Consider the following 21,998-nt stretch of genomic DNA (forward strand, 5'->3'; position numbering starts at 1 on the left):
CCGCCGGGTACCTGTCCGTGCAGCAGAGGTCACCCGCGCGCTGGCGCGGCCGGAGGACTTCCGCGACACGACGGACCGGGTGCAGGCGAGCGGGCGGGCTCGCGACACGGTGGACGACCCACGCCCGGCGTTCGTCGTCGAGGACGGCAACTACGTGTCGGCGCGGTGGCCCGGTGACGTGCACTCGTTCGCGAAGACGTTCGCCACGCGGCTCAAGACCACGAGACCGTGACCAGCTCCCGGCCCGACGAACCGAGGTCGGGCGGCAGCGCCGGGTCGACGCCCAGCTCCAGCAGCGCTGCGGCCACCTCGCCGGACCGCTCGGCAGGCAGGCAGAGCCGGCGACGTGTCACGTCGACGAGGTCGGCGAAAGTCTCGTGTTCGGCCTCGTCGGGGCGGCGCCAGCGGGTGACCTGGGGTTCGATGCCGAGCTCGGCCAGGGCGGCGAGGAAGTCGCCGGCGGTCGGTCCGAGGGGCCGCCGCACGCCGTGGAAGCGCGCCCACAGGTCGTTCAACTCGGTCAGCGGGTGCGCAGCCGCCGTCTCCAGCACGACCCGGCGCCGGGCTCGGTCCGTCAGCGCCGCGATGAACGGCGCCAGGTCGGGCACGTTGTAGACCACGTTCCCGCACAAGACCAAATCGGCGTCGGCCACCCGCGAGGCAGCCTGGGGCCAGTGCCCGAGCACCGGCTCGGCCGCCACGCCGAGCCGTGCCGCCCGCGCGGCGAACGACGCGAGCAACTGCTGGTCCCCGTCCACGCCGCACACCGCCGTCACGCCGGCCCGCCCCACCAGTGACAGGCTCGTCGCGCCGGCCGCGACGCCGACGTCGAGCACCGTGCCCGGCTCGGCCAGCACCGCCGCGGCCTCGGCGAAAGTCGCGCCGATCGGCGCCGCGATCTGCGCATCGGCGCGGCGCTCGAACACCCGCCGGGGCAGGACCCAGGGCGGGTCCGCCACCGCGTCGGCAATGGCCGCGGGAACGGCCCACTCGGCCAGCTGCTCCGCCCACTTCCGCACCGCCGACACGCGCATCGCCTCCCGCTCGGATCCGTCTGTCGAAATCCTCCCCCAAACAGCGCGCACGCCCACGCCAACCCGCGTAACCTCCGGATCCAGACCACGGAAGGGGGTACTCGTGGCCGACAACGGCACAGGCGCCGCGATGGGCTTGTACGGGCTCACGAAACGGTTCGGGACCACGCTCGCCGTCGACAACGTCTCGCTGGAAGTGCCGCGTGGCTCGTTCTTCGGGCTCGTCGGGCCCAACGGCGCGGGCAAAACCACGTCGCTGTCGATGGCGGTCGGGCTGTTGCGGCCCGACCAGGGGCAGGCCCACGTGTTCGGCGTCGACGTCTGGCGGCAGCCGGAACGGGCGAAAGGCCTGATCGGGGTCCTTCCCGACGGACTGTCCATTCCGGAGCGCCTCACGGGCCGCGAGCTGCTCACGTACATGGGGCTCCTGCGGGGGCTGCCACCGGTCACCGTCGCCGAGCGGGCGCAGGAGCTGCTCGGCGTCCTGGAGCTGCTGGAGGCCGAGCGCACGCTCGTGATCGACTACTCCGCCGGGATGCGCAAGAAGATCGGGCTCGCGATGGCGCTGCTGCACGGCCCGCGGCTGCTGGTGCTGGACGAGCCGTTCGAGGCCGTCGACCCGGTGTCGGCGTCGACGATCCGCACGATTCTGCAGCGGTTCGTCGCCTCCGGGGGCGCGGTGGTGCTCTCGAGCCACGTGATGGCGCTGGTCGAGCAGCTGTGCAGCCACGTCGCCGTGATCACCCGCGGCCGGGTCATGGCCGCGGGCGCGGTGGACGACGTGCGCGGCGGCGGGAGCCTGGAAGACGCGTTCGTGCACATCGTGGGCGGGCGCACCGGCGGAGCGGAAGGACTGTCGTGGTTGGCGTCCTCGTCCGACTGAAGCTGCGCGTACTGCGCAACTCCCTGCGGGGCGGCCGCGTCGCGGGGATGATCGTCGGTGGTGTGGTGGGCCTGCTCGCCGGCGTGCTGACGATCGTGCTCGCCGTGGCGCCCGTGCCCGGCGGGCCCGACGTCACGCTCGACCTGCTGGCCTCGGTGTACGCGGGGTGGGCCGTCGGCTGGGTGCTTGCGCCGATCGCCACCGGCGGCGGGGACGACACCCTGCGCCCGGAGCACTTCGCGCTGCTGCCGATCGGGCGGCGCAAGCTCGCCGTGGGCCTGCTGGCCGCGAGCTTCGTCGGGGTGACGACGCTGGTCAGCCTGGTCGCGTTCCTCGGCCTGTTCGTCTACGGCCTGCGCTTCGGCATCGGCGCGGCACTGGTCGGGCTCGTGTTCACGGTGCTGCAGCTGGCGTTCGTGGTGCTGCTCTACCGCGTGGTGATGGCGGCGCTGGGCGCGCTGCTGACCTCGCGCAAGGGCAAGGAGCTCGGCATCATCCTGGTGGCGCTGACCGGTCTGTCCGGCGTCGGCGTGAACCTCGCGATCAACAGCCTCGGCCCCGCCATCATCGACGGCCGCGTGCCGACGTTCGTGAACGTGGTGCACGTGCTGCCCTCGGGCTGGGGCACGGTCGCCGTGCACGCGGCGGGCACCGGCTCGTGGGGCACCGCGCTGGGCCTGCTGGTCGCGATGCTGGCGCTGATCGCCGTGCTGGTCGCGGCGTGGGGCGCGCTGCTCGCGCGGCAGGTGACGAACCCGTCGTTCCGCGGCGCGTCCCGCACGAAGGTCCGAGCCGAAGGCGCCCGCACCCGCCGCAGCCTGCTGCCCGCGACGCCCGTGGGTGCGGTGGCGCGCAAGGAACTGTTCACGTGGTGGCGCGACGCCCGCCGGCGCGTGGCGCTGCTGTCGACGCTCATCGTGGGGCTCGTGGTCACGGTCGTCCCGACGCTCTCGGGCGGCCAGCGGCCGGCGATCGTGCCCTACCTCGGGGTCGCGGTGGTGTTCTTCGCGTGCATGCAGTCGGGCAACCTCTACGGCTTCGACGGCAGCGCGCTGTGGCACACGCTCACCGTGCCGGGCGCCGAGCGCGCCGACATCCGCGGGCGCCAGCTGGCGTGGGTGCTGATCGTCGGGCCGGTCGCGCTGCTGCTGGCCGCGGTCGTGCCGGGCGCGGTCGGCGAGACCGGCGCGTACCCGTGGGTGTTCGGCCTGGTGCCGGCCCTGCTGGGCGCGGGGGCCGGGGTGCTGATGCTGCAGTCGGTGTTCCTCGCCTACCCCCTGCCCGACCAGCGCAAGAGTGGCAGCCCGTGGTCGTCCGGTGGCCGGCCGGGGTGCACGCGGCTGCTGATGATGTTCGCGACGATGCTGCTGATGGTCGTCGGGGCGCTGCCGGTGCTCGTGCTGGGCATCCTGGGCGCCGTGTTCGACCTGCCGCTGGTGCAGTGGATCGGCGTGCCGGTGGGGGTCGTCCTCGGCGGCGTGCTGGCGTGGTGGTGGGGTGGCCTCGCGCGCGACCGCCTCGCGACGCGCGGGCCCGAGCTGCTGGCAACCGTGTCAAAGGAGCGGTGACGCCCGGGTGGCGGCTTTCCTGCCGCCACCCGCGCGGCCCGTCACGGCAGTGCGGCCAGCGATTCGGCCAGCACGTCTTCGGGCAGCTCGTTGTCCACCATCTCGCCAGAGAGGTAGGCGCCGTAGGCGGGCAGGTCGAGGTGGGCGTGGCCGCACAGCGCCGTGAGGATCACCTTCTCCTCACCGGTTTCCTTGCAGCGCAACGCTTCCTGGAGGCACGCGGCGAGCGCGTGCGTCGGCTCGGGCGCCGGGATGATGCCCTCCGCGCGGGCGAAACGCACGCCAGCGGCGAAGCACTCCTGCTGCCCGACGGCCAGCGCCTCGATCAGGCCCAGCTCGTAGAGGTGCGAGATGAGCGGCGACATCCCGTGGTAGCGCAGGCCGCCGGCGTGGATCGGGTCGGGGATGAAGCCGTGGCCGAGCGTGTGCATCTTCAGCAGCGGGGTGAGGCCCGCGGTGTCGCCGAAGTCGTAGGCGTACGTGCCGCGCGTGAGCGTGGGGCACGCCGCCGGTTCCACGGCCCGGATCACCGGGTCCATGCGGCCGGCCAGCTTCTCGCGCAGGAACGGGAACGCCAGCCCGCCGAAGTTCGAGCCGCCGCCGGTGCAGCCGACCAGGATGTCGGGTGTGTCGCCGGCCAGCTCGAACTGCTTGAGCGCCTCTTCGCCGATCACCGTCTGGTGCATGAGGACGTGGTTGAGCACGCTGCCGAGCGCGTACCGCGCGTTCGGGTCGGCGGCGGCCTGCTCGACGGCCTCGCTGATCGCGATGCCGAGGCTGCCCGTGGACTCGGGGTCGTCGGCCAGGATCTTGCGCCCCGACTCGGTGAGCGCCGACGGGCTGGGGTGCACCGTCGCGCCGAAGGTCTCCATCATCAGCTTGCGGTAGGGCTTCTGGTCGTAGGACGCGCGGACCTGCCACACCTCGCACTCGAGCCCGTACTGCGCGCACGCGAACGCCAGCGCGCTGCCCCACTGGCCGGCGCCCGTCTCGGTCGTGAGGCGCGTGACGCCTTCCGCCGCGTTGTAGAACGCCTGCGGCACCGCCGTGTTGGGCTTGTGCGACCCGACGGGGCTCACGCCCTCGTACTTGTAGTAGATTCGCGCCGGCGTGCCGAGGGCCTTTTCCAGCCTTCGCGCGCGGTAGAGCGGCGAGGGGCGCCACAGGCGGTAGACCTCGCGGACCTCCTCGGGGATGTCCACGAAGCGGTCCGTGCTCACCTCCTGCGCGATCAGCGCCTGCGGAAACAGCGGCGCCAGATCCTCGGGCCCGACCGGCTCGCGCGTCCCCGGGTGCAACGGCGGGGGCAGCGGCTCCGGCAGGTCGGGCACCACGTTGTACCACTGCGTCGGGAGATCGGCTTCGTCCAGGATGTACTTGGTGCGCTCCGCCATCACGCCTCCTCGCGGTCTGGAAAACTCAACATAGATCTCGCCGGGGTTCGTGGCTAGTTTTGGTTGTCCACAGTGGATTGACGTCCGGGAGGAAAATTGCCCACTCGCATCGACCACCTCACGTTGGCCGACGGCTCCTCGCCCCTGCCCGTGTGGCTGCCCCCGGCCGGTTCCGGGCCCGGGCTGGTGCTCGTCCAGGAGATCTTCGGGCTCGACGAGTACCTCTCCGCGGTGGCCGGGGAGCTGGCCGCGCTGGGGTACGTGGTCGCGGTGCCGGAGCTGTTCCACCGGTTCGCGCCCGGCTGGTCGTCCGCACACGACGAGGCGGGGGTGGCGCGCTCGATGGAGGTGGCGGGGCAGTTCGATCCGGTGCTGGGGGTGTCGGACGTGCTGGCGGCGTTGGGGCACCTGCGTTCGTTCGATCCGCGCGCGGGGGTGTTCGGCTTCTGCCTGGGTGGGTCATTGGCCTTCGCGGCTGCGGCTTCCGCGCAGGGAGCTCCGGACACGGCGGTGTCGTTCTACGGGTCGACGGTGGCTGCTCAGATCGGGTTGCTGGAGTCGGTTTCCTGCCCGATCCAGTTCCAGTTCGGAGGGGTGGACCCGTTCATTCCGCGGTCGGATGTGCGTGTTGTCGAGGAGGCGGTGGCTGCCCATCCGGGGGCGGAGATCCATGTGCACGAGGACGCTGGACACGCGTTTCACAACCGGGTGGCGCCGATGTTCTACCGACCGGAGGCGGCAGCTCGGGCTTGGGACCTGGCGGTGGAGTTCCTGGACAGGACGTTGCCGGTGTAGAGGTCGCATCACGACTGTAGGGTCAGCCGGTGACCGCCGAGCACATTGACTGGGGTGGACAGCGGGAGGATGGGCCGACGGCCGAAGAGCTCGCCTTCACGACATCGCTCAACGCATTGGCTCCAGGACTGGACTACTGGCTGCACGCGGACGACGACGGCACACCGTGGCTGCTGGTGTCCCTCGATCTCATCCAGGAACACGTCATTCTCGACACGCTGCGTCTGGACTTCGACGCCCGCGGACTCCGCGGCGGATGGAGCCCGTCTTGCCTCAATGGGGACGACGGGCGCACCAAGTGAGCGGCGCCCGGTTGTCGCCACCGCGGCTACAAGCCAAGACGCCACGTCACGGGTGACCGCGTCGCGCGAGACACGACTATGTAAACAAAACCCACCCCACCTCGGTGGGGTGGATCCGTTCATTCCGCGGTCGGATGTGGCCGTGGTGGAGGCTGCGGTGGCCGCGCATCCGGGGGCGCAGATCCATGTGCACGAAGAGGCGGGGCACGCGTTTCACAACCGGGTGACGCCGATGGTTCTACCGGCCGGAGGCGGCGGAGCGGGCTTGGGATCTGGCGGTGGAGTTCTGGGGTCGAACCCTGCCGGTCTAGCAGCGAACTGCGCGAACAACGCATACGCTGGCCCTTCAGCGCCCCCAAACCCGGAGGAACCCACCATGTCCCACGCCGTGGACTTCACCACCGTTTCGACCGAAGGCCTCGAGTCGTCGCCGGTGGCGAGGGCGTTGGCGGGCCTGCGGGCGAACGAGGCGCGGTACTTCAAGAACAAGTACGACCACGTTTTCGCCGTCGAGCCGGCCGCCGAGGCCCCCGCGACGCTCGAATGGGTGAGCCGGATCCTGGAGGAGGAGCGGGGCATCGTCATCGGCTCTCCCGCGCTCGAGGTCAGCGAGTTCCAGGTGGAGAACATCCGCATGGCCTACGTCTTCTACGAGAGCGGCCTGTCGATCAACGTCATGTACACCCTCGACGACGGCGGGAAGCGCGCGGTCGGGTTCAAGCTGTCCGACGGCATGGAGGTACCGGAGGAACTCGCGGCGTTCAAGTTCGCGCGCCAGAAGTCGAAGCTGGCGGGGACGATCCGGGGGTCCTACTTCGTGATCAAGAACGAGTACTGAGCGAAGGCTGCAGCATCTTCACAACCCTCCGCGCCGAGCCCGCTAACGCCGCCCACAAAGATCCTCTTCCGCGCCGCACGCGTAATACTGAAACCCCGCCATCGCACCCCGCGCCTCCGGCGTCACCAGATAATCCCGGAACGCCGCCGCCAGTGAGCCCGACGGCAGGGGTCCCCGGCTGAACACGTACTCGACCGTCCAGAACGGGTAACCGCCCCGAATGTCGTCGAGTGTCGCGTTGCGACCGCCGAGGCTGATCTTCTTCACGGTCGTCGAGTGGGCCACGTCGGAGACGTCCGCGTAGCCGATGGCGTCGCCGAGGGTGGCGATGCGGTCGATGAGGTCGCCGGTCGAGCCTTGTTCGCAGATGATCGGCGCCGTGGCCGGGACGCCGGGGCGCAGGTCGCGGCAGGAGTCCGACGTGGCGGGGGCCTGGGTGGTGCCCAGGAGGTACTTCTCGAGTGTGCGGCGGGTGCCCGACGACGTCGAGCGGCCCGCGACCCGGATCACTCCGGTGTCGCGCGGGTTGCCGGTGATGTCGCTCCACACGCGAGCCCGGCCGGTGAAGATCTTCTGCACGTCGGACAGCGACAGGTCGTCCACGGGGACGTTTTTGCTCGCCACCAACGTGAACGGCACGATCGCGAGCTGCTGCGGCACGAACTGCGCGAAGTCGGGCTCGTCGAACTTGCCGTCGGAGAGGGCGAGGTCGATGGTGCCGTCGTGGAGGCGCTGCAGGCCTTCCACGCTGCCCGGCGTGCCGACCTTCACCGCCGAGCCCGGGCAGTACGCCTCGTACGAACCGGCGAGCTCCGTCGCGGCCCGGCCGAACGCGCTGGACCCCTCCACGCTCAGCGCGCCCGCCTCGCACGCCACGCCGTGGGGCAGCTTGGTGAACGGCGCGACGTTGTTGAGCAGCAGCACCACCGCGAGCGCACCCGCGCAGATCGCCGTGAGGCCGCCCCACGCGAGCGTGCCCGGACCGACCTTTTCCTTGCCCTCGCGGGTGGTGATGCGGCCGTCGCGCAGGAGGCCTTCCACGGCTATCTGGTGCTTCTCCCCCGCTTTCGTACCGGACAGCACGATCACGAGCTTGAAGGAGTGCTCCCGTTCGAGCTGCACGGCCGGCAGTTTCACGCGATCGCCGTCGATGGTGAAGTCGGTGAGCTTGCTGATCACGCGCTGCAGCACCGCGGGCTCGAACTCCGTCGCGTCGACGGAAATCACCCGGCGGCCCGGGAAGTGCAGCGCGAGCGGCGACACGTAGTCCGCCACCTCGATCCGCGAGCCGCCGGTGTTCTTCACGCGCACCACGACCACGCCGGGATCGGTCACGGCCGCGTGTTCGCCCTCCAGCCGCACGGTTTCGCCGATGTCGACGCCGAACGGCGCGTCGATCCGCACCCGGCACGAAAGGATCTTGCGGCGGCGCACGCGCACGTAGCTCACGCTCGTGGCCAGCGCGGCCACCACCGCCGCGATCGAGAGGCCGAGGATGCCGTTGCCGCTGATGGTCGTCTCGGCCACCCACTGGCGCTGCGTGATGCCCAGCACCAGCGCCACGAGCGCCACCACGGCCAGCACCACCCCGGCGGTGACGCGTGGTCCCTTGCGCGGCTTCGGGGCCGCGCGGTTGATCACCGCGTCGGTCAGCTCGCGCGCGCCCGGCGAGGTCGATGGCTCGGCCTGCTCCGCGCGGTCGATCCGTTGCACGGCAATGGAAACCTGCTCGTCGACCCAGCCGGGATCGTCGGCCTTCTCCGGATATGCCGCCTGGTACAGGGTTTTCGCGAGCTCATCCACGCTCTGCGGCGGCTGCGGGTCACTGGCGGGCATCGGTTTTCCCCTCCGGGAGCTGCTCGCACACCGGGCACTTCCCCGACATTCCGTCCAGCACGTACGAGGCCTCCAGCACGGCCTGCCACATGGCCTGCCGCGGTCCGCGGCTGCGGTCGGACTCCGCGACGTGCAGGAACTTCTCGACGACGATCTCCCAGTGGTCCTGCGCGAGCTTCCAGTCGCCCTGGTGGCGCAGGGCGAAGCGGATGCCGAAGTAGTGCGGCACCTCGAACCCGTGCCGGCTGTACTGCAGGCGGTCGAGCAGCGGGATGAGCCCGATGCGGCGCGCGTTCGACCGGCCGCGCATGCGCCCGATGGTGCGGTTGTCCGTCACCTCGGTCACCACGTAACCGGCCACCGCGCCCGCGAAACCCGTCACCACGAGCCAGCCGGCGAGCGACAGCGGCAGGGCGAGCGCGGGGCTGGAGGTGTCCCAGGGAGAGTCGATCTGCAGTGTCACGTCGTAGGCGACCCGGCCGCCGATGACGAACGCGTTGACCACGAACAGCCCGACGAACCCGGAGAGGATGTAATAACCGCGCACGCGCAGCCAGTACTGGATCCCGCGGAACCGGCGTACGCCCCGGCGCCGGCGGCGCACCAACGCCCGCAACGACTCCCTCGGCGGCGGCGGATCCACCTGGTTCGTTTCGGTCATCTGCCGCGCAACGACGCTCGCGCTGAGCGAGGCCCCCATCCACCACCCATGGCGCGGAACCTACCGGGCCACGGTGAACGGCAGACGAACAGGACCGTCGCCCAGACCGAGCAGGAATGGAGAAGCACTGGTCACGGGTGCGCGCCTACCGTTTCCGGCATGACCTCAATCGACAGCATCACCCTCGAGGTGGCCGACCGCGCCGCCGCCGAACGCTTCTACGCCACCGCCTTCGGGCTCGGCTCCCGCCTGCGTCTGCGTGCGGCGCAGAGCCCTTCCGAGGGTTTTCGCGGGTTCACCCTCTCGCTCACCGTTTCCCAGCCCGCCAACGTCGACGCCTTCCTCGACGCCGCGCTGGCGGCCGGCGCCACGTCGCTCAAACCGGCCGCCAAGTCCATGTGGGGTTACGGCGGCGTCGTCCGGGCCCCGGACGGCACGATCTGGAAGGTGGCCACCTCGGCCAAGAAGAACACCGGCCCCGCCGCGCGCGAGTACGACGCCCTCGTGCTGCTGCTGGGCGTCGACGATGTCGCGGCGAGCAAGAAGTTCTACGTGTCGCGCGGGTTGACCGCGGGAAAGAGCTTCGGGCGGATGTACGTGGAGTTCGAGACTTCGCCGGTGAAGCTGGGTCTGTACCGCCGCCGGGCGCTGGCGAAGGACGCGGGCGTCGCCGCCGACGGCACGGGGTCGCACCGGATCGCACTGGGCGGCGGCGAGGATTTCACGGATCCGGACGGCTTCGCGTGGGGAACCACCGAGTCGGCGAAGGTGTTGTGATGTGCCGGTATCGGTTGTACTCGGCGGAGGTGCCTGCGGACGAGGAAGAACTGCCGGAGCCGGAAACCGTTGCGGTGGAGGAGAAAGCGTCGGACGCGGTATCCGCCGACTGACCCGGTGCTGCGCGTGTGGCTGACCACGTCGTTCGACGCGCTCACGCGGCCCGGCAGCTGACTTTCCCCACGCCGGGCACGCCAGGGCGAGCCCGGCCCAGGACCGAGATCCCGAGCCGGGCACCCCCGCTTCACCCCTGCGCGAACCCGTCGAACATCCCCGCCTCGTACTCCCCACCCGGCATCCCCACGATCACGTTCATCCGGTTCGCCGCGTTGATCAACCCGATCAAGCACACGAGCGCCGCCAGCTGCTCGTCGTCGAAGTGCTTGCGGGCGTGGGACCACGTGTCGTCCGAGACGCCGGTGGAGTCGGCCAGGCGGGTGGCCTCCTCGGTCAACGCGAGAGCCGCCCGTTCGGCGTCGGTGTAGACCGTGGTTTCGCGCCAGGCCGCGACCAGCGCGAGGCGCACCGGGGTTTCGCCGGCGGCGACGGCGTCCTTGGTGTGCATGTCGAGGCAGAAGCCGCAGCCGTTGAGCTGGCTGGCGCGGATCTTGACGAGCTCCTGGATCTCCCGCGGCAGCGGCGAGCGGTCCAGCAGTGAGCTCACGCCGGCGAAGCGCTTGGCGAACTTGGCGCCGATCTCGGTGTCCATCACGTTCAGGCGGGTCATGGCAAGTCCTCACTCTCGGGTTTCGCCCACCAGATGCCGCCCGCCCGCCGGCTGTGACATGTCACGAATCACAGCCCGGCGGCATCTCATGGGGGACACTGGCGAAACCGAAGGGGGCACCACACATGGCCGACCGCGCCACGGAACTGTTCCTCACCCACCGCAACCTGCTGTTCACCATCGCCTACGAGATGCTCGGCTCGGCCGCCGACGCCGAGGACGTGCTGCAGGAGACGTGGCTGCGGTGGGTGGGCGTCGACCTCGACGAGGTGCGCAACGAGCGCGCGTACCTCGTGCAGGTCACCACGCGGCAGGCCCTCGGCCGGTTGCGGACGCTCGGGCGGCGCAAGGAGTCCTACGTCGGGACGTGGCTGCCGGAGCCGTTGCTGACCGCGCCGGACGTCGCCGAGGACGTGGAGCTCGCGGAGAGCGTGTCGATGGCGATGTTGCTCGTGCTGGAGACGCTCACGCCGACCGAGCGCGCGGTGTTCGTCCTGCGCGAGGTGTTCGACCTGGGCTATTCCGAAATCGCGGATGCCGTGGACAAGAGCGACGCGGCCGTGCGGCAGATCGCGCACCGCGCGCGGGAGCACGTGGCCGCCCGCCGGCCGCGGGGGCCGGTGTCGCGCGCCGCCACGCGGGACGCGCTGGCCGCCTTCCAGCACGCCATCGAGACCGGGGAGCTGCAGGGCCTGCTGGACGTGCTCTCGCCGGACGTCGTCTTCTTCGGCGACGGCGGTGGCGTCAAGCAGGCGGTGCTGCGGCCCGTGGTCGGCGCCGAGCGGGTGGCGCGCATCCTGGGCGCGGGCCTGGGCCGGCTCGCCTCGGCCACGCGCCTGCCGGTGCAGGTCAACGGCTTCCCGGCCCTCACCGTCCACTTCGACGGCGCGCTCGACACCGTGCTGGCCCTGCGGATCGACGACGGGCTCGTCACGGGCATCTACGCGGTGCGGAACCCGGCGAAGCTCTCGCACATGGAACGCGAACAGAGCCTGCAACGCTGAGCCGGCGGATTTTGTCGCTCCCCCCGGGTAAGTTCGATGACATGGCAACAATGGTCACGTTCCACGCCCATCCCGACGACGAGTGCATCGTCACCGGCGGCGTGATGCGCAAAGCCGCCGACGAGGGGCACCGCGTGGTGCTCGTGGTCGCGACCCGCGGCGAGGTCGGCGAGGTGCCCGACGGGTTCCTCGCCGAGGGCGAGCAGCTCTGGGAGCGCCGCGTCCGCGAAACGCACGCGGCGGCCGAGGTGCTGGGCGCCAAACGAGTGGAGTTCCTGGGCTACCGCGACTCCGGGATGATGGGCGAGCCGACGAACGACGAGCCGGGCTCTTTCTGGCAGGCGTCGGTCGAGGAGGCGGCGCAGCGGCTGGCCGCGATCCTGCGCGAGGAAGCGGCCGAGGTCCTCACGATCTACGACGACCACGGCAACTACGGCCACCCCGACCACATCCAGGTCCACCGCGTCGGCGTGCGGGCGGCCGAGCTGGCGGGCACGCCAAGGGTCTACGAGGCCACCACGAACCGTGACCACATGCGCCGCGGGCTCGAGCTGGCAGCGGAGAGGGGGGCGGTGCCGCGCGAGGCCGTGCCGGACGCCGACTCGCAGCTCGGCACCCCGGAGGCGGAGATCACGGCGGCGGTCGACGTCCGGCCGTACCTGACCGCGAAGCGGGCCGCCATGCAGTCGCACCCGAGCCAGATCGCCGAGGGGTCCTGGTTCCTGGCGATGCCGGCGGACGCGTTCGCGCAGGCGTTCGGCACCGAGTGGTTCATCCGCGCCGGCCACGGTCCGGGCATCACGGAGACGGACCTGATGGCGGGCCTATGACACCGCGGCGGTGACGTCCAGCTCCACCAGCTGGCCCGGATAGCCCAGGCGCGTCACGCCCAGCAGCGTGCTCGCGGTGCTGAACGCCGGCCCGATCGCCGAGCCGGTGAACCGGTTCCAGACGGCGGAGAGCACGGCGTGGTCGGCCGTGGCCACGTAGATCACCGTGCGGACCACGTCGTCGGCGGTGGCGCCGGCGGCCGCGAGCGCGGTGGCGGTGTTGCCGACGACCTGGTCCACCTGCGCGAGCACGTCACCGGCGACGACGAGGCCGTCGAGCCCGAGCGGGCACTGGCCGGCGAGGTACACGCTCGTGCGGCCGAAGACGGTGGTCACGTGGTGGTAGCCGGGCGTCGCGTGCAAGGCGGGCGGGTTCTGCCGTTGAATGGTCACGGGGCTGCATGGTGGCGCACCCGCCGCGCGGCCGGCCAGTGGTTTTCGGGGCTCGGGAGGGCAGATGCGCAGGACTGTGAGCTGGGCCGACGGCGCCGTCGTGATCATCGACCAGGTCGCGCTGCCCGGCGTGTACCGCACGCTGGAGCTGCGGACGGTCGACGAGCTCGTCGACGCGATCCGGCGGCTCGCCGTGCGGGGCGCTCCGGCCTTGGGCGCCGCGGGCGCGCTCGGTGTCGCACTGGCGGCGTTCGCGGGTGGCTCGGCGGACACGGTGCGGGCCGAAGCCGAACGCCTCGCCACCGCCCGCCCGACGGCCGTCAACCTCCGCTGGGGCGTCACCCGCGCGCTCGGCAAGCTCGGCGACGGCCCCGAAGCCGTGCTCGCCGAGGCCCTGGCCGTGCTCGACGAGGACGAACACCTCAACCGCACCGCGTCGGGCCACGCGGCGGAAGTCGTGCTGCGCGAGACCACCCGCCGCCCGCTTCGGCTGCTCAGCCACTGCAACGCTGGCCACCTCGCCACCGTCGCGTGGGGCACCGCGCTCGGCGTCGTCTGGCACCTGCACGAGCGGGGCCTCGTCGAGTCCGTCCTGGTCGACGAGACCCGCCCCCTGCTGCAGGGCTCCCGCCTCACCGCGTGGGAGCTCGCCCAGGCCGGCGTCCCCTACCGCGTCCAGCCCGACGGTGCCGCCGCCCTCGCGATGTCCCGCGGCCTCGTCGACTGCGTCCTCGTGGGCGCCGACCGCATCGCCGCCAACGGCGACGTCGCCAACAAGATCGGCACCTACGGCCTCGCGATCGCCGCCGCCCACCACGGGGTGCCGTTCGTGGTCGTCGCCCCGGAATCCACTGTGGACTCCTCGATCGCCACGGGCGCGGACATCGAAATCGAAGAGCGCCGGCCTTCGGAGCTCACGGAGTTCGGCGGCGTCCGCATCGCTCCCGAGGGCGCCGAGGTCTTCAACCCGGCCTTCGACGTGACCCCGGCCGGGCTCGTCACGGCGGTGGTGACGGAAAACGGGGTCCGCCTCCCTCAGCCGACGGCGTAGACCCGGCTGTCGCGAAACGCCCTCCGGCCCGGCTACCCGACGAGCGACCGGTACAACTCCAGATGTGCCCGCCCGGCTGCCGCCCAGGTGTGGCGCTCAGCCAGAGCCACCCCCGCCGCGCGGTCTTCCGGCCCGGAATCCAGCGCGGCTTCGATCGCGGCCGCGAAACCGCGCGGTGTGGTGGCGAACCGGGCCACGCCATCGAAAACCTCGCGCAGCACCGGGAGATCACGCGTCACCACCGGCACCCCCGCGGCCAGGGCTTCCATCGCCGCCAGGCCGAAGCCCTCCTTCGTCGAAGGGAACGCAAAAACAGCCGCCGAACGCACCAGCGACGGCAGCGAGTCGTGCGCAACCGGCCCCAGCACCACCGGGTCCACGCCCAGCGCGGCCGCCCGCTTGTCCCAGCGCTCGCGGTAGTCGCGGTAGTCGAAGAGCGTCTCGCCGCCCGCGATCACCAGGCGCACCGAAGGGTCGAGCAAGGCCACGGCCTCCAGCAGGTCCAAAGAACCCTTGCGTGGCTCGATCCCGCCGACCGCGAGCACGTACCGGCCGAACCGCGCCCGCCAATCCCCGTACGGTGCCGAAGAAAACCGCGCAGCCTCGACACCGTTGGGGATCACCGTGGCCTCGATCCCCCAGCCCGCGCGCACCTCCTCGGCGACCGACGCCGACACGCACACATGGGCGAACGGCCGCGTGATCGCCCGCTCGTGGCACGCGGCCAGCTCCGGTGTGGTGAACGTGTCGAGGTGGTGCACCGTCCGCACGCACCGGTCCACGGCGTTGGCCGAGATGCAGTCCTGCGCGTGCACGATGTCGTACTCGCCGCTGGGAAACGCCGCGCCCAAGACCTCGATCGAGCGCACGATCCGCGAACCCACCGACTCACCCGGCACGTCGGGGAACGGCACCACCACCGTCGTCACCCGCGGATCCACCGGCCGGAAGAAGCCGCTGTCACCACCACGACCGAGCGTCCACACGGTCACGTCCGCACCGAGCACGGCCAGGGCCTCCGCCAGCGCCAGCGTGTGCACCACGCCGCCGCGGGGTTTCGTCGAATAGCTCAGCAACGCGATGCGCAACGTCAGCCCTCCCGGTACGCGTGAGGTTTGCGTTCCCCGAGGTGGTGCAGCACGCGGCGGGCGTTCGCGACTTCGCCCGCCACGTCGACCTCGGCCACCGTGAGGCCCGCCTTCGACCAGGTGCGCGCGAGGATCTCACCGCCGGGGCCGACGACCTTGGCCTGGCCGAGGAACCGCATCCCGCCCATCGCACCGGTCTGGTTGGACGACACCAGTACCACCTGGTTCTCCGCGGCGCGCGCCTGGTCGTACAGGTCGAACAGCCGCGACTGGCGGTCCTGCGCCATCCGCGGCGCCCGGTCGGTGATGCTCGTCGGCCACGCCGAGAGGCACGCGACGATCTCCGCGCCGTCCACCGCGAGCGAGCGCGCCGATTCCGGGAACGTCTTGTCGTAGTCGATCAGCATCCCGACGCGCCCGACCGGGGTGTCGAACGCGGTGAACGAATCCCCGGCGTCGTACGCCACGCTCTCTCCCGGCGGCTGGTGCACCTTCCGGTGGTGGCCGAGCACGCCGTCGCCCGTCACGCACACGGCCGCGTTGTAGCGGCGCGCGCCGTCGGCCTCGCAGTAGCCCACGCACACGGTCATCTCGGCGGCCAGCGCCTGCACCGTTTTCAGCTCGGGGCAACCGGGTTCGAGCGCCGGTGGCAACGCGTCCGGGTCGGGGTTGCGCAGGTCGGCGAGGTAGCCGCCGAGCGCCGCGTCGGGCAGCACCAGCAGGTCCGCGCCGCTTTGGCGCGCGTGGTCGATCAACGTGGCGATGCGCCGCAGGTCGAACTCGAGGTCACGCCCGAAGTGGGCGGCCACCGCGGCGATCCGGAGCCGGCCCATTCACCCGCCCACGGCATACGCGGCGGGCCGGCGGTCGGCCAGGTGCGCCATCGCGCGGCGCGCGCCCGCCAACGCGGCGGCGACATCCAGCTCGGCGATCGCCAGGCCTTCGCCCACGCCCGTGTCGGCCAGCAGCTCGCCCCCGGGGTCGACGATCTTCGCACTCGCCACGAACCGCAGGTCACCGAACGTCCCCGACTGGTTGGCCGAGACCCACACGATCTGGTTCTCCAGCGCACGGGCCCGGTCGAACAGGTCGAACCGGCGCTTCCACCGGTCCTCGGCGAGGTCCGCGCTCGGGTTGGTCCGGCTGCCCGGCCACGCCGACATGCACACCACCACCTGCGCGCCGTCGAGAGCCAGCGCCCGCGCCGATTCCGGAAACGCCTTGTCGTAACAGATCATCATGCCCAGCCGGCCCACTGGCGTGTCGAACGCGGCGAACCCGTCACCCGCGCCGTAGCTGGCGTCCTCCGACAACGGCTGGTGCACCTTCCGGTGGTGCCCCAGCACGCCGTCGCCGGTCACGCACACGGCCGAGTTGTAGCGCCGGTCACCGTCGCGCTCGCAGTACCCGGCCGTGACCACGAGGTCGCCCGCCAGCTCGGCCAGGCGGCGGATCTCCGGGCCCTCCGGGTCGAGCGCGGGCGGGCCCTCCGCGTCACCGTCGAGGTTCGCGAGGTACCCGCCGAGCGCCGCCTCGGGCAGCGCGAGCAGCCCGACACCCTCGGTCCTGGCCTCTGCGATCAGCTCCTCGATCCGCGCGAAGTCGCCCTCGACATCGCGGTCGAAGGGCGCCGCCACCGCGGCTATCCGCATCGTGCTCATGTTCTCTCCTCGGTCATGCTGCCTCCCCCAACCCCGTGACCCCGCCGTCCACGACGGTGGTCACCTCGCCGTCCTGCCACCGCAGCCGCACGCCGGATCCCGCCACGAGCTCGCCGCATCCGGCGGTCACGGCGGCACGGGCCGGAGCGGGCGCCCCGGCCGTGAGCATTGCGAAGCCCGGGAAGCAGGTGAACCAGTCGCCCACCGTCGTCCCAGCCGGGCGCGGCACCTTGGCGACGTCCAGCACCGCACCGCAGCCCGACGCCTCGGCGAGCATCCCGAGCGTGCCGGCCAGGCCCGCCATCGACACGTCCTTCGCCGCCGTGGGCCGCGCCCGGGCGACGGCGCCGAGCAGGTCACGCAGCTCGGGCGTGCGCCGTGAGCTCGTCGAATCCCATTGCCGCCCGGTGTATCCGGGCCGCCAGCGGCCATCGAGGTCGGCGGTCAGGTACACCGCCTGGCCGGGTTTCCCACCGCCGCCCGGCACCGGCTGGGCAGAGCGGCCCAGCGCGGTGACGGCCAGCGACGCCGGGACGCCGAACTGCGTGTGGCCGCCCAGGACCGGCACGCCGTACGCGGCGCTCGCCTTCCGGAGTCCGGAAAGGACTCTCGCGGCGAACGACGCGTCCCGGGCACCCAGCGCATCCAGCAGCGCAACGGGTTCCGCACCCATCGCCGCCAGGTCGTTCACGTTCACCAGCACCGAGCACCAGCCGGCCCACTCCGGGTCGCGCTCCACCATCGACGGCACGATCGCGTCGCACGCCGCGACCAGGTCGCTGTCCGGGATCGGCACGCCGTCGTCGCCGAAGAAGCCGGGGCTGCCGGTGAGCCCGGGCAGCAGTGTCCCCAGTGGACGTTTGGTGGCCTGCGCCAGTGCGGCCACGCGGCCGATGGGCCACCGCATCAGGACGTGCTCGACGCCCGCCACCGTGACCGGCCGGACGTGCTGCCAGCCCAAGCGCGTGAACATGCGCTCGTTCTGCACCTGCACGGTCGCCTCGAACCGCAGCGCGCCTTCCGTTTCGGCCCGGGCGCACGCGGCCCGCACGAGGGCGCGCCCGACACCCTGCGGGCTGCCCGGAGCGACGACCAGCCGGCCACCGGTCCACCAGCCGAAGTCCGGGCCGTCGTGCGCCGGGCCGAGCCGGACACCGCCGAGCACGGTGCCGGTGGCGTCGCGCGCCACGAGCACCAGCGTCCGCGGGTCGGTGTCGCGGTCGTCGACGTCGTGGCGCGCGAACAGGCCCTGGCGCTCCACGAACGTCTCGTGCCGCAGCGCCCGATAGGCCGTCAGTCCACTGTGGTCGGACGGGTCGATCCGGAACTCCGGCGGGGCACCGGCGCCGCGGGAATCTCCGAGCAGCGCCAGGATGTCGTGGTCCATGTCAGCCTCCCGCCGCGCTGAGCACACTGCACGCTCCGCACGCCGCGCAGCCCGCTCCCTGGTCGGCCCCGGTCATCCCCGCGGCCCGCAGCAGCTCGGCCACCCGCCGCGTCACGTCACGCACCAGCGCGGGCGATGGGGCCACCGCACCGTCGCGCCGGGCGAGCGTGCCGAGCATCGGGCGCATCGGCACCACGAACGGGTACACGCCCCGGTCGATCAGCCAGCCGGCGCCCGCGACGAGCTCGTCCGGATCCTCGCCGAGGCCGATCAGCAGGTAGGTCGACACGCGGTTGGGGCCGAACACGCGCACGGCCTCGTCCCAGGCCGCCTCGTACTCCGCCATGGGCACGCTCGACTTGCCGGGCATCCACCGGCGGCGCACGTCCTCGTCGAGCGACTCCACGTGGATGCCGATCGACGTCGCGCCGGCCTCGTGCAGCTCGGTCAGCACGGCGAGGTCGCCGGGCGGCTCGATCTGCACCTGGATCGGCAGGCCGGGCACGGCTTCGAGCACCGCGCGGACGCAGCGCACGAGGTGGCGCGCTCCGCGGTCCGGCCCGGCCGTGGTGCCGGTGGTCAGCACCATCTGCTTGATCCCGTCGAGCCGCACGGCCGCTTCCGCGACCTCGGCCAGCTGCGCCGGGGTCTTGGCCGCGACCGTCGAATCGGCGCGCAAGGACTCTTCGATGGTGCAGAACCGGCAGCGCTCGTCTTCGACGTAGCGGATGCACGTCTGCACGACCGTGCTCGCGAGCACGTCCTTCCCGTGCAGCAGCGCGATCTTGCGGTACGGCACTCCGTCCGCAGTGGACATGTCGTAGAACTTCGGGCGGGCCACTGGTTCGACCGTGAGGCCGAGGTCCAGCGAGCCGCGGAAGACACGGCCTTCCCTGACTTGGTACGGGCTTTCGTCGTTCAGGGGCAGCGTGGCGTTGGCACCGTCGACGACCAGGTGCCCGTCGTCACTCGGCCCGGCGCCTTTGCTGCGCTGCACGGGTGCGTCCATCCGCACCCCGCGGACGGCCATGTCGGCGCGGGTGTCCAGAATATCCTCGGTAGTGGTGCCAACGCGCACGCCCGCCTCCTAGAACATGTACGTGGAGTTGATGATCGCGCCCTTGCGCGCGTAGTGGATCAACGCGTCCTGCACGTCGAGCGGGTGCGCCGGGATCACGCCTTCGATGAGGTCTTCCTCGCGAGCGCCGTGCAGCGAGAGGCCGAAGCGGCAGCAGTAGACCTTGCCGCCCTCGGCGATGAACGTCTTGAGCTGGTCGTTGATGTTCAGCTCACCGGGGAACGCGGCGTTGCCGGTGGTGGGGAACCCGCGCGTGGCCAGGCAGTTGAGCGAGCCCGGGCCGTAGAAGTAGATCGCGGTCTCGAAACCCTTGCGCAGCGCGCGGGTCGCCTGCAGGATCGCGACGAAGCTCACCGACGACTCGTGCGCGATGCCGTGCACGAGGGTGAAGTACGTCTCCCCGTTCTCCGCCTGGTAGTCGGGGAAGATCTTGGTGGCGCCGTAGAGGTTCGAACCCTGCGGCAGAGACGGGTGCGGAATCTCGTCGAGGCTGGTCTTCTCGAGGTCGGTCAGCTCGGCCATCGGTCATTACCCTTTCTTCGGTCCGTACAGCACCTCGAACGTGCTCCGGAAAACGCGGTCGGCCAGCTCGCCGTCGCCGACCACTGCGGTCAGCTTCGCGAGCTCGCCTTCGTAGTCGCCCCACGGCTGGTCGGAGGCGAAGAGCACGCGGTCGTGCCCGATGCCCCGCCGGGAGATCTCCTCGGCGAGCCAGCGCGGGGTGAAGCCGATCGCCCAGGACAGGTCGGTGTAGACCTGCTTACCGGCGGCGATCCAGTCGAAGAAGCGGCCGCCGACGAGCTTGATGTGCCCGCTCATCCCGCCGCCGAAGTGCACGAGGTGCAGCTTCGCGTCGTCGGCGTACTCGTCGACGAGCTTGCCGACTTCGTCCACATCGGACGCGGCGCCGGGTGAGGTGTGCACGTGGACGACGAGGTCGTGCTCGCGGGCGGTGGCGAAGATCTTGTCGAGCTGAGGTTTGCAGGCCGGGTCGCTCGCGCGGCCCCCGAGGAGGAAGCTGAGCTTGAGAGCGCGGACGCCGGGCTCGCCGGCCAGCTTGAGTGCCTGGTCGGTTCTCGCGGCGTCTTCCGCTCGTGGCGACACCCACAGGGCCGCGGCGATTCGATCGTCCTTTTCGGACGCTTCTACGCAAAGCTCATTGAAGGAGAACGCGATTTCTGGGTCGGGCACGCCGTAGTTGGGGATCACGAGGGCGCGTTCGGTGCCTTCACGGTCCAAATCGGACAGCAGCTCGTCGATCGTCGCCCGCGAGCCGATGGCCGGGGCGACCGGCGCGCCGCCGTAGAAGGGATACGCGGGCAGCACGCCGAGGTGGCGGTGGGCGTCGGCGATCCAGCGCATCACGCGACCGTCCTCGGGGCGACCCAGTCGTCGGCCGGGGCGGTGTTGCGGGGCGTGCCGGAGATCCAGCGGACGTCGGCCGCGCGCTCGCCCGCGACGATGCGCCGCGCCAGGTACTCCGCGTCGGCGCCGACGCCGCAGAAGCGGCCGGAGCCCCAGGTGTGCTGCCACGGCAGGCCGAGGAAGAATAGTCCCGGGCAGCTCGTGACGCCGCGGCGGTGCGTCGGGTAGCCCTTGCCGTCGAACACCGGGACGTCGATCCAGCGGTGGTCCCGGCCGAAGCCGGTGCTCCAGACGACGGCGGAGATCCTGGTGACGTCCAGGGTCCGCGGCTCGTCGTCCGGCTGCCAGACGGGGGTGTAGCGGGGTTCGGCCGGTGCTTCGATGTTCGCCCGGGTGAGGTAGGCGTCGATCGAGTCCTTGATGCCTTCGGACACGGCGTCGGCCGCGTCGAGGTTGCGACGGAGATCGGGGGCGAAGCTCAGGGTGCCTTCGCGGACGTCGGTGAGGCGTCCGTAGAGCTGCATTCCCTCACGGGCGAAGGCGCGCAGGTCGATGTCGTGGCCGCCGTCGCGCCCGGTGACGTAGTGGTTGGCACGGAACCGGACGGCATCGGCGTCGGCGAACTCGTCGATTCCCCTGGCGTAGTAACCCATGTCGTCGAGCCAGGCCACCACGTCGCGGCCCCGGTAGCGCCGCGCCACCCGCGGCGCCGACCCGACCGCGAGGTGCACGCGGCGGCCCGCGAGGTGCAGGTCCTCGGCGATCTGGCAGCCGGACTGGCCGGTGCCCACCACGAGCACCTCGCCGGCGGGCAGCTGCTCCGGGTTGCGGTACTCGGAACTGTGCAGCTGCACGGTGGTCGCCGGCAACCGCTCGGCCAGCCGCGGCTTCAGCGGCACCTGGTACGGGCCGGTCGCCACCACGACGTGGTCGGCCGTCAGCTCACCCTGCGTGGTGGCCACGCGGAACCCACCACCGGGCACCTTCGTCAGGCGCGTGGCCGCGGCCCCTTCGACGATGGGCACGTCGAAGGATTTCTTGTAGTCTTCGAGGTAGGCGACGATGTCGTCGCGCACCATGAACCCGTCCGGATCATCGCCCGGGTAGGGGAAACCGGGAAGCCGGCACTGCCAGTTGGGCGTCACCAGGCAGAAGCTGTCCCAGCGGCGTGAGCGCCACTCGTGCCCGGCGCTCTCGCGCTCGAGCACCACGTGCCCGACCCCGGCGGTCGTCAGGCAGTGGGACATCGATAGCCCCGCCTGTCCGCCGCCGACCACGATCACCGGCCGGTGCAGGCCGTCGAGCTGGAGGTTCATGCCGCACAGT

Annotated in this window: 24 protein-coding genes and 1 pseudogene; 11 read left to right on the forward strand and 14 right to left on the reverse strand. The window is 71.5% G+C overall.

The window, feature by feature from the left end; translation table 11 throughout:
- Window positions 1–109 precede the first annotated feature (109 nt).
- On the forward strand, window positions 110–232 hold the full coding sequence (locus ACWEOE_RS29430) for a hypothetical protein (RefSeq protein ID WP_452014772.1): 123 nt from the start codon (window positions 110–112) through the stop codon (window positions 230–232).
- Here the strand turns inward: ACWEOE_RS29430 and ACWEOE_RS29435 are convergent.
- The gene (locus ACWEOE_RS29435; protein WP_452014774.1) at window positions 213–1,028 is read right to left on the reverse strand and encodes a class I SAM-dependent methyltransferase; all 816 of its coding nucleotides are present in this window, start codon (window positions 1,026–1,028) and stop codon (window positions 213–215) included. The genes ACWEOE_RS29430 and ACWEOE_RS29435 overlap by 20 nt on opposite strands.
- Window positions 1,029–1,137: 109 nt before the next feature.
- Between ACWEOE_RS29435 and ACWEOE_RS29440 the strand changes: the two genes are divergently transcribed.
- Window positions 1,138–1,917: an ABC transporter ATP-binding protein gene (locus ACWEOE_RS29440; RefSeq protein ID WP_452014776.1), complete on the forward strand. Its 780-nt coding sequence runs from the start codon at window positions 1,138–1,140 to the stop codon at window positions 1,915–1,917.
- Window positions 1,893–3,485, forward strand: coding sequence for a hypothetical protein (locus tag ACWEOE_RS29445; RefSeq protein ID WP_452014778.1), 1,593 nt, complete (start codon window positions 1,893–1,895; stop codon window positions 3,483–3,485). Before ACWEOE_RS29440 ends, ACWEOE_RS29445 begins: the two co-directional genes overlap by 25 nt.
- A gap of 41 nt (window positions 3,486–3,526) precedes the next feature.
- On the opposite strand, the gene ACWEOE_RS29450 is transcribed toward ACWEOE_RS29445, so the two are convergent.
- Window positions 3,527–4,879: a TrpB-like pyridoxal phosphate-dependent enzyme gene (locus ACWEOE_RS29450; RefSeq protein ID WP_452014780.1), complete on the reverse strand. Its 1,353-nt coding sequence runs from the start codon at window positions 4,877–4,879 to the stop codon at window positions 3,527–3,529.
- A 96-nt stretch (window positions 4,880–4,975) separates the two neighbouring features.
- Between ACWEOE_RS29450 and ACWEOE_RS29455 the strand changes: the two genes are divergently transcribed.
- The 4 genes and pseudogenes from ACWEOE_RS29455 to ACWEOE_RS29470 all read left to right on the forward strand — a co-directional run bounded on the left by ACWEOE_RS29455 (window position 4,976) and on the right by ACWEOE_RS29470 (window position 6,814).
- Entirely contained in the window at window positions 4,976–5,674 is a 699-nt protein-coding gene (locus ACWEOE_RS29455) for a dienelactone hydrolase family protein (protein WP_452014782.1), read from the forward strand.
- A gap of 29 nt (window positions 5,675–5,703) precedes the next feature.
- Window positions 5,704–5,976, forward strand: a complete 273-nt coding sequence (locus ACWEOE_RS29460) for a hypothetical protein (RefSeq protein WP_452014783.1) — start codon at window positions 5,704–5,706, stop codon at window positions 5,974–5,976.
- A pseudogene (locus ACWEOE_RS29465) lies at window positions 5,951–6,142 on the forward strand (hypothetical protein); the annotation flags it as partial. The gene ACWEOE_RS29460 and the pseudogene ACWEOE_RS29465, both read left to right, overlap by 26 nt.
- A 210-nt stretch (window positions 6,143–6,352) precedes the next feature.
- Window positions 6,353–6,814: a phage tail protein gene (locus ACWEOE_RS29470; RefSeq protein ID WP_452014830.1), complete on the forward strand. Its 462-nt coding sequence runs from the start codon at window positions 6,353–6,355 to the stop codon at window positions 6,812–6,814.
- 42 nt (window positions 6,815–6,856) lie between these two features.
- Here the strand turns inward: ACWEOE_RS29470 and ACWEOE_RS29475 are convergent, their stop codons facing one another.
- Together ACWEOE_RS29475 and ACWEOE_RS29480 are read right to left on the reverse strand one after the other, a co-directional pair.
- Window positions 6,857–8,650 carry a PstS family phosphate ABC transporter substrate-binding protein gene (locus tag ACWEOE_RS29475; protein WP_452014784.1) on the reverse strand — a complete coding sequence of 598 codons (1,794 nt, stop codon included), beginning with the start codon at window positions 8,648–8,650 and terminating at the stop codon, window positions 6,857–6,859.
- Complete coding sequence (locus ACWEOE_RS29480; protein ID WP_452014785.1) at window positions 8,637–9,311, reverse strand: DUF6313 family protein; 675 nt, start codon at window positions 9,309–9,311, stop codon at window positions 8,637–8,639. Before ACWEOE_RS29480 ends, ACWEOE_RS29475 begins: the two co-directional genes overlap by 14 nt.
- A gap of 159 nt (window positions 9,312–9,470) precedes the next feature.
- Here ACWEOE_RS29480 and ACWEOE_RS29485 point away from each other — a divergent pair, with 159 nt between their 5' ends.
- Complete coding sequence (locus ACWEOE_RS29485; protein WP_452014786.1) at window positions 9,471–10,088, forward strand: glyoxalase; 618 nt, start codon at window positions 9,471–9,473, stop codon at window positions 10,086–10,088.
- A 244-nt stretch (window positions 10,089–10,332) separates the two neighbouring features.
- Here ACWEOE_RS29485 and ACWEOE_RS29490 read toward each other — a convergent pair whose 3' ends face one another.
- Window positions 10,333–10,815, reverse strand: a complete 483-nt coding sequence (locus ACWEOE_RS29490; protein ID WP_452014787.1) for a carboxymuconolactone decarboxylase family protein — start codon at window positions 10,813–10,815, stop codon at window positions 10,333–10,335.
- Between the two features lie 125 nt (window positions 10,816–10,940).
- On the opposite strand from ACWEOE_RS29490, the gene ACWEOE_RS29495 reads away from it, so the two are divergent.
- Both ACWEOE_RS29495 and ACWEOE_RS29500 read left to right on the forward strand, forming a co-directional pair.
- Window positions 10,941–11,819 (forward strand): RNA polymerase sigma-70 factor, encoded by an 879-nt coding sequence (locus tag ACWEOE_RS29495; RefSeq protein WP_452014788.1) that lies wholly within the window; start codon window positions 10,941–10,943, stop codon window positions 11,817–11,819.
- A 41-nt stretch (window positions 11,820–11,860) separates the two neighbouring features.
- Window positions 11,861–12,649, forward strand: coding sequence for a PIG-L family deacetylase (locus ACWEOE_RS29500; RefSeq protein ID WP_452014790.1), 789 nt, complete (start codon window positions 11,861–11,863; stop codon window positions 12,647–12,649).
- Here the strand turns inward: ACWEOE_RS29500 and ACWEOE_RS29505 are convergent.
- Complete coding sequence (locus ACWEOE_RS29505; RefSeq protein WP_452014792.1) at window positions 12,644–13,042, reverse strand: RidA family protein; 399 nt, start codon at window positions 13,040–13,042, stop codon at window positions 12,644–12,646. The genes ACWEOE_RS29500 and ACWEOE_RS29505 overlap by 6 nt on opposite strands.
- Window positions 13,043–13,106: 64 nt before the next feature.
- Here ACWEOE_RS29505 and mtnA point away from each other — a divergent pair, with 64 nt between their 5' ends.
- Window positions 13,107–14,093 (forward strand): S-methyl-5-thioribose-1-phosphate isomerase, encoded by a 987-nt coding sequence (gene mtnA / locus ACWEOE_RS29510; RefSeq protein ID WP_452014794.1) that lies wholly within the window; start codon window positions 13,107–13,109, stop codon window positions 14,091–14,093.
- Window positions 14,094–14,125: 32 nt separating this feature from the next.
- Here the strand turns inward: mtnA and ACWEOE_RS29515 are convergent, their stop codons facing one another.
- Genes ACWEOE_RS29515 through ACWEOE_RS29550 form a run of 8 tightly spaced genes read right to left on the reverse strand, consistent with a single transcriptional unit; the run spans window position 14,126 to window position 21,988 of the window.
- A complete protein-coding gene (locus ACWEOE_RS29515) occupies window positions 14,126–15,181 on the reverse strand; it encodes an MSMEG_0565 family glycosyltransferase (RefSeq protein WP_364056926.1) in 1,056 nt (351 codons plus the stop codon).
- A gap of 2 nt (window positions 15,182–15,183) precedes the next feature.
- Window positions 15,184–16,014 (reverse strand): carbon-nitrogen hydrolase family protein, encoded by an 831-nt coding sequence (locus ACWEOE_RS29520; protein WP_452014796.1) that lies wholly within the window; start codon window positions 16,012–16,014, stop codon window positions 15,184–15,186.
- Window positions 16,015–16,842 carry a carbon-nitrogen hydrolase family protein gene (locus ACWEOE_RS29525; protein WP_452014798.1) on the reverse strand — a complete coding sequence of 276 codons (828 nt, stop codon included), beginning with the start codon at window positions 16,840–16,842 and terminating at the stop codon, window positions 16,015–16,017.
- A gap of 13 nt (window positions 16,843–16,855) precedes the next feature.
- The gene (locus ACWEOE_RS29530) at window positions 16,856–18,229 is read right to left on the reverse strand and encodes an MSMEG_0567/sll0787 family protein (RefSeq protein WP_452014799.1); all 1,374 of its coding nucleotides are present in this window, start codon (window positions 18,227–18,229) and stop codon (window positions 16,856–16,858) included.
- Between the two features lies 1 nt (window position 18,230).
- Window positions 18,231–19,307, reverse strand: a complete 1,077-nt coding sequence (locus tag ACWEOE_RS29535; protein WP_452014801.1) for an MSMEG_0568 family radical SAM protein — start codon at window positions 19,305–19,307, stop codon at window positions 18,231–18,233.
- 9 nt (window positions 19,308–19,316) lie between these two features.
- Window positions 19,317–19,829, reverse strand: a complete 513-nt coding sequence (locus tag ACWEOE_RS29540) for an MSMEG_0572/Sll0783 family nitrogen starvation response protein (RefSeq protein WP_220243137.1) — start codon at window positions 19,827–19,829, stop codon at window positions 19,317–19,319.
- Window positions 19,830–19,835: 6 nt separating this feature from the next.
- The gene (locus tag ACWEOE_RS29545; protein ID WP_452014832.1) at window positions 19,836–20,669 is read right to left on the reverse strand and encodes an amidohydrolase family protein; all 834 of its coding nucleotides are present in this window, start codon (window positions 20,667–20,669) and stop codon (window positions 19,836–19,838) included.
- On the reverse strand, window positions 20,669–21,988 hold the full coding sequence (locus ACWEOE_RS29550) for an MSMEG_0569 family flavin-dependent oxidoreductase (protein ID WP_452014804.1): 1,320 nt from the start codon (window positions 21,986–21,988) through the stop codon (window positions 20,669–20,671). Before ACWEOE_RS29550 ends, ACWEOE_RS29545 begins: the two co-directional genes overlap by 1 nt.
- Between the last annotated feature and the right edge of the window lie 10 nt (window positions 21,989–21,998).

The organism is Amycolatopsis sp. NPDC004368 (assembly GCF_053602515.1).

Bases quoted from the DNA above. Each gene is read 5' to 3' on its own strand.
- ACWEOE_RS29520 (WP_452014796.1), bottom strand. From the start codon at position 16,014: ATGGGCCGGCTCCGGATCGCCGCGGTGGCCGCCCACTTCGGGCGTGAC.
- ACWEOE_RS29490 (WP_452014787.1), bottom strand. From the start codon at position 10,815: ATGACCCGCCTGAACGTGATGGACACCGAGATCGGCGCCAAGTTCGCC.
- ACWEOE_RS29530 (WP_452014799.1), bottom strand. From the start codon at position 18,229: ATGGACCACGACATCCTGGCGCTGCTCGGAGATTCCCGCGGCGCCGGT.
- ACWEOE_RS29480 (WP_452014785.1), bottom strand. From the start codon at position 9,311: ATGACCGAAACGAACCAGGTGGATCCGCCGCCGCCGAGGGAGTCGTTG.
- ACWEOE_RS29545 (WP_452014832.1), bottom strand. From the start codon at position 20,669: ATGCGCTGGATCGCCGACGCCCACCGCCACCTCGGCGTGCTGCCCGCG.
- ACWEOE_RS29475 (WP_452014784.1), bottom strand. From the start codon at position 8,650: ATGCCCGCCAGTGACCCGCAGCCGCCGCAGAGCGTGGATGAGCTCGCG.
- mtnA (WP_452014794.1), top strand. From the start codon at position 13,107: ATGCGCAGGACTGTGAGCTGGGCCGACGGCGCCGTCGTGATCATCGAC.
- ACWEOE_RS29450 (WP_452014780.1), bottom strand. From the start codon at position 4,879: ATGGCGGAGCGCACCAAGTACATCCTGGACGAAGCCGATCTCCCGACG.
- ACWEOE_RS29470 (WP_452014830.1), top strand. From the start codon at position 6,353: ATGTCCCACGCCGTGGACTTCACCACCGTTTCGACCGAAGGCCTCGAG.
- ACWEOE_RS29485 (WP_452014786.1), top strand. From the start codon at position 9,471: ATGACCTCAATCGACAGCATCACCCTCGAGGTGGCCGACCGCGCCGCC.
- ACWEOE_RS29540 (WP_220243137.1), bottom strand. From the start codon at position 19,829: ATGGCCGAGCTGACCGACCTCGAGAAGACCAGCCTCGACGAGATTCCG.
- ACWEOE_RS29550 (WP_452014804.1), bottom strand. From the start codon at position 21,988: ATGAACCTCCAGCTCGACGGCCTGCACCGGCCGGTGATCGTGGTCGGC.
- ACWEOE_RS29500 (WP_452014790.1), top strand. From the start codon at position 11,861: ATGGCAACAATGGTCACGTTCCACGCCCATCCCGACGACGAGTGCATC.
- ACWEOE_RS29525 (WP_452014798.1), bottom strand. From the start codon at position 16,842: ATGAGCACGATGCGGATAGCCGCGGTGGCGGCGCCCTTCGACCGCGAT.
- ACWEOE_RS29495 (WP_452014788.1), top strand. From the start codon at position 10,941: ATGGCCGACCGCGCCACGGAACTGTTCCTCACCCACCGCAACCTGCTG.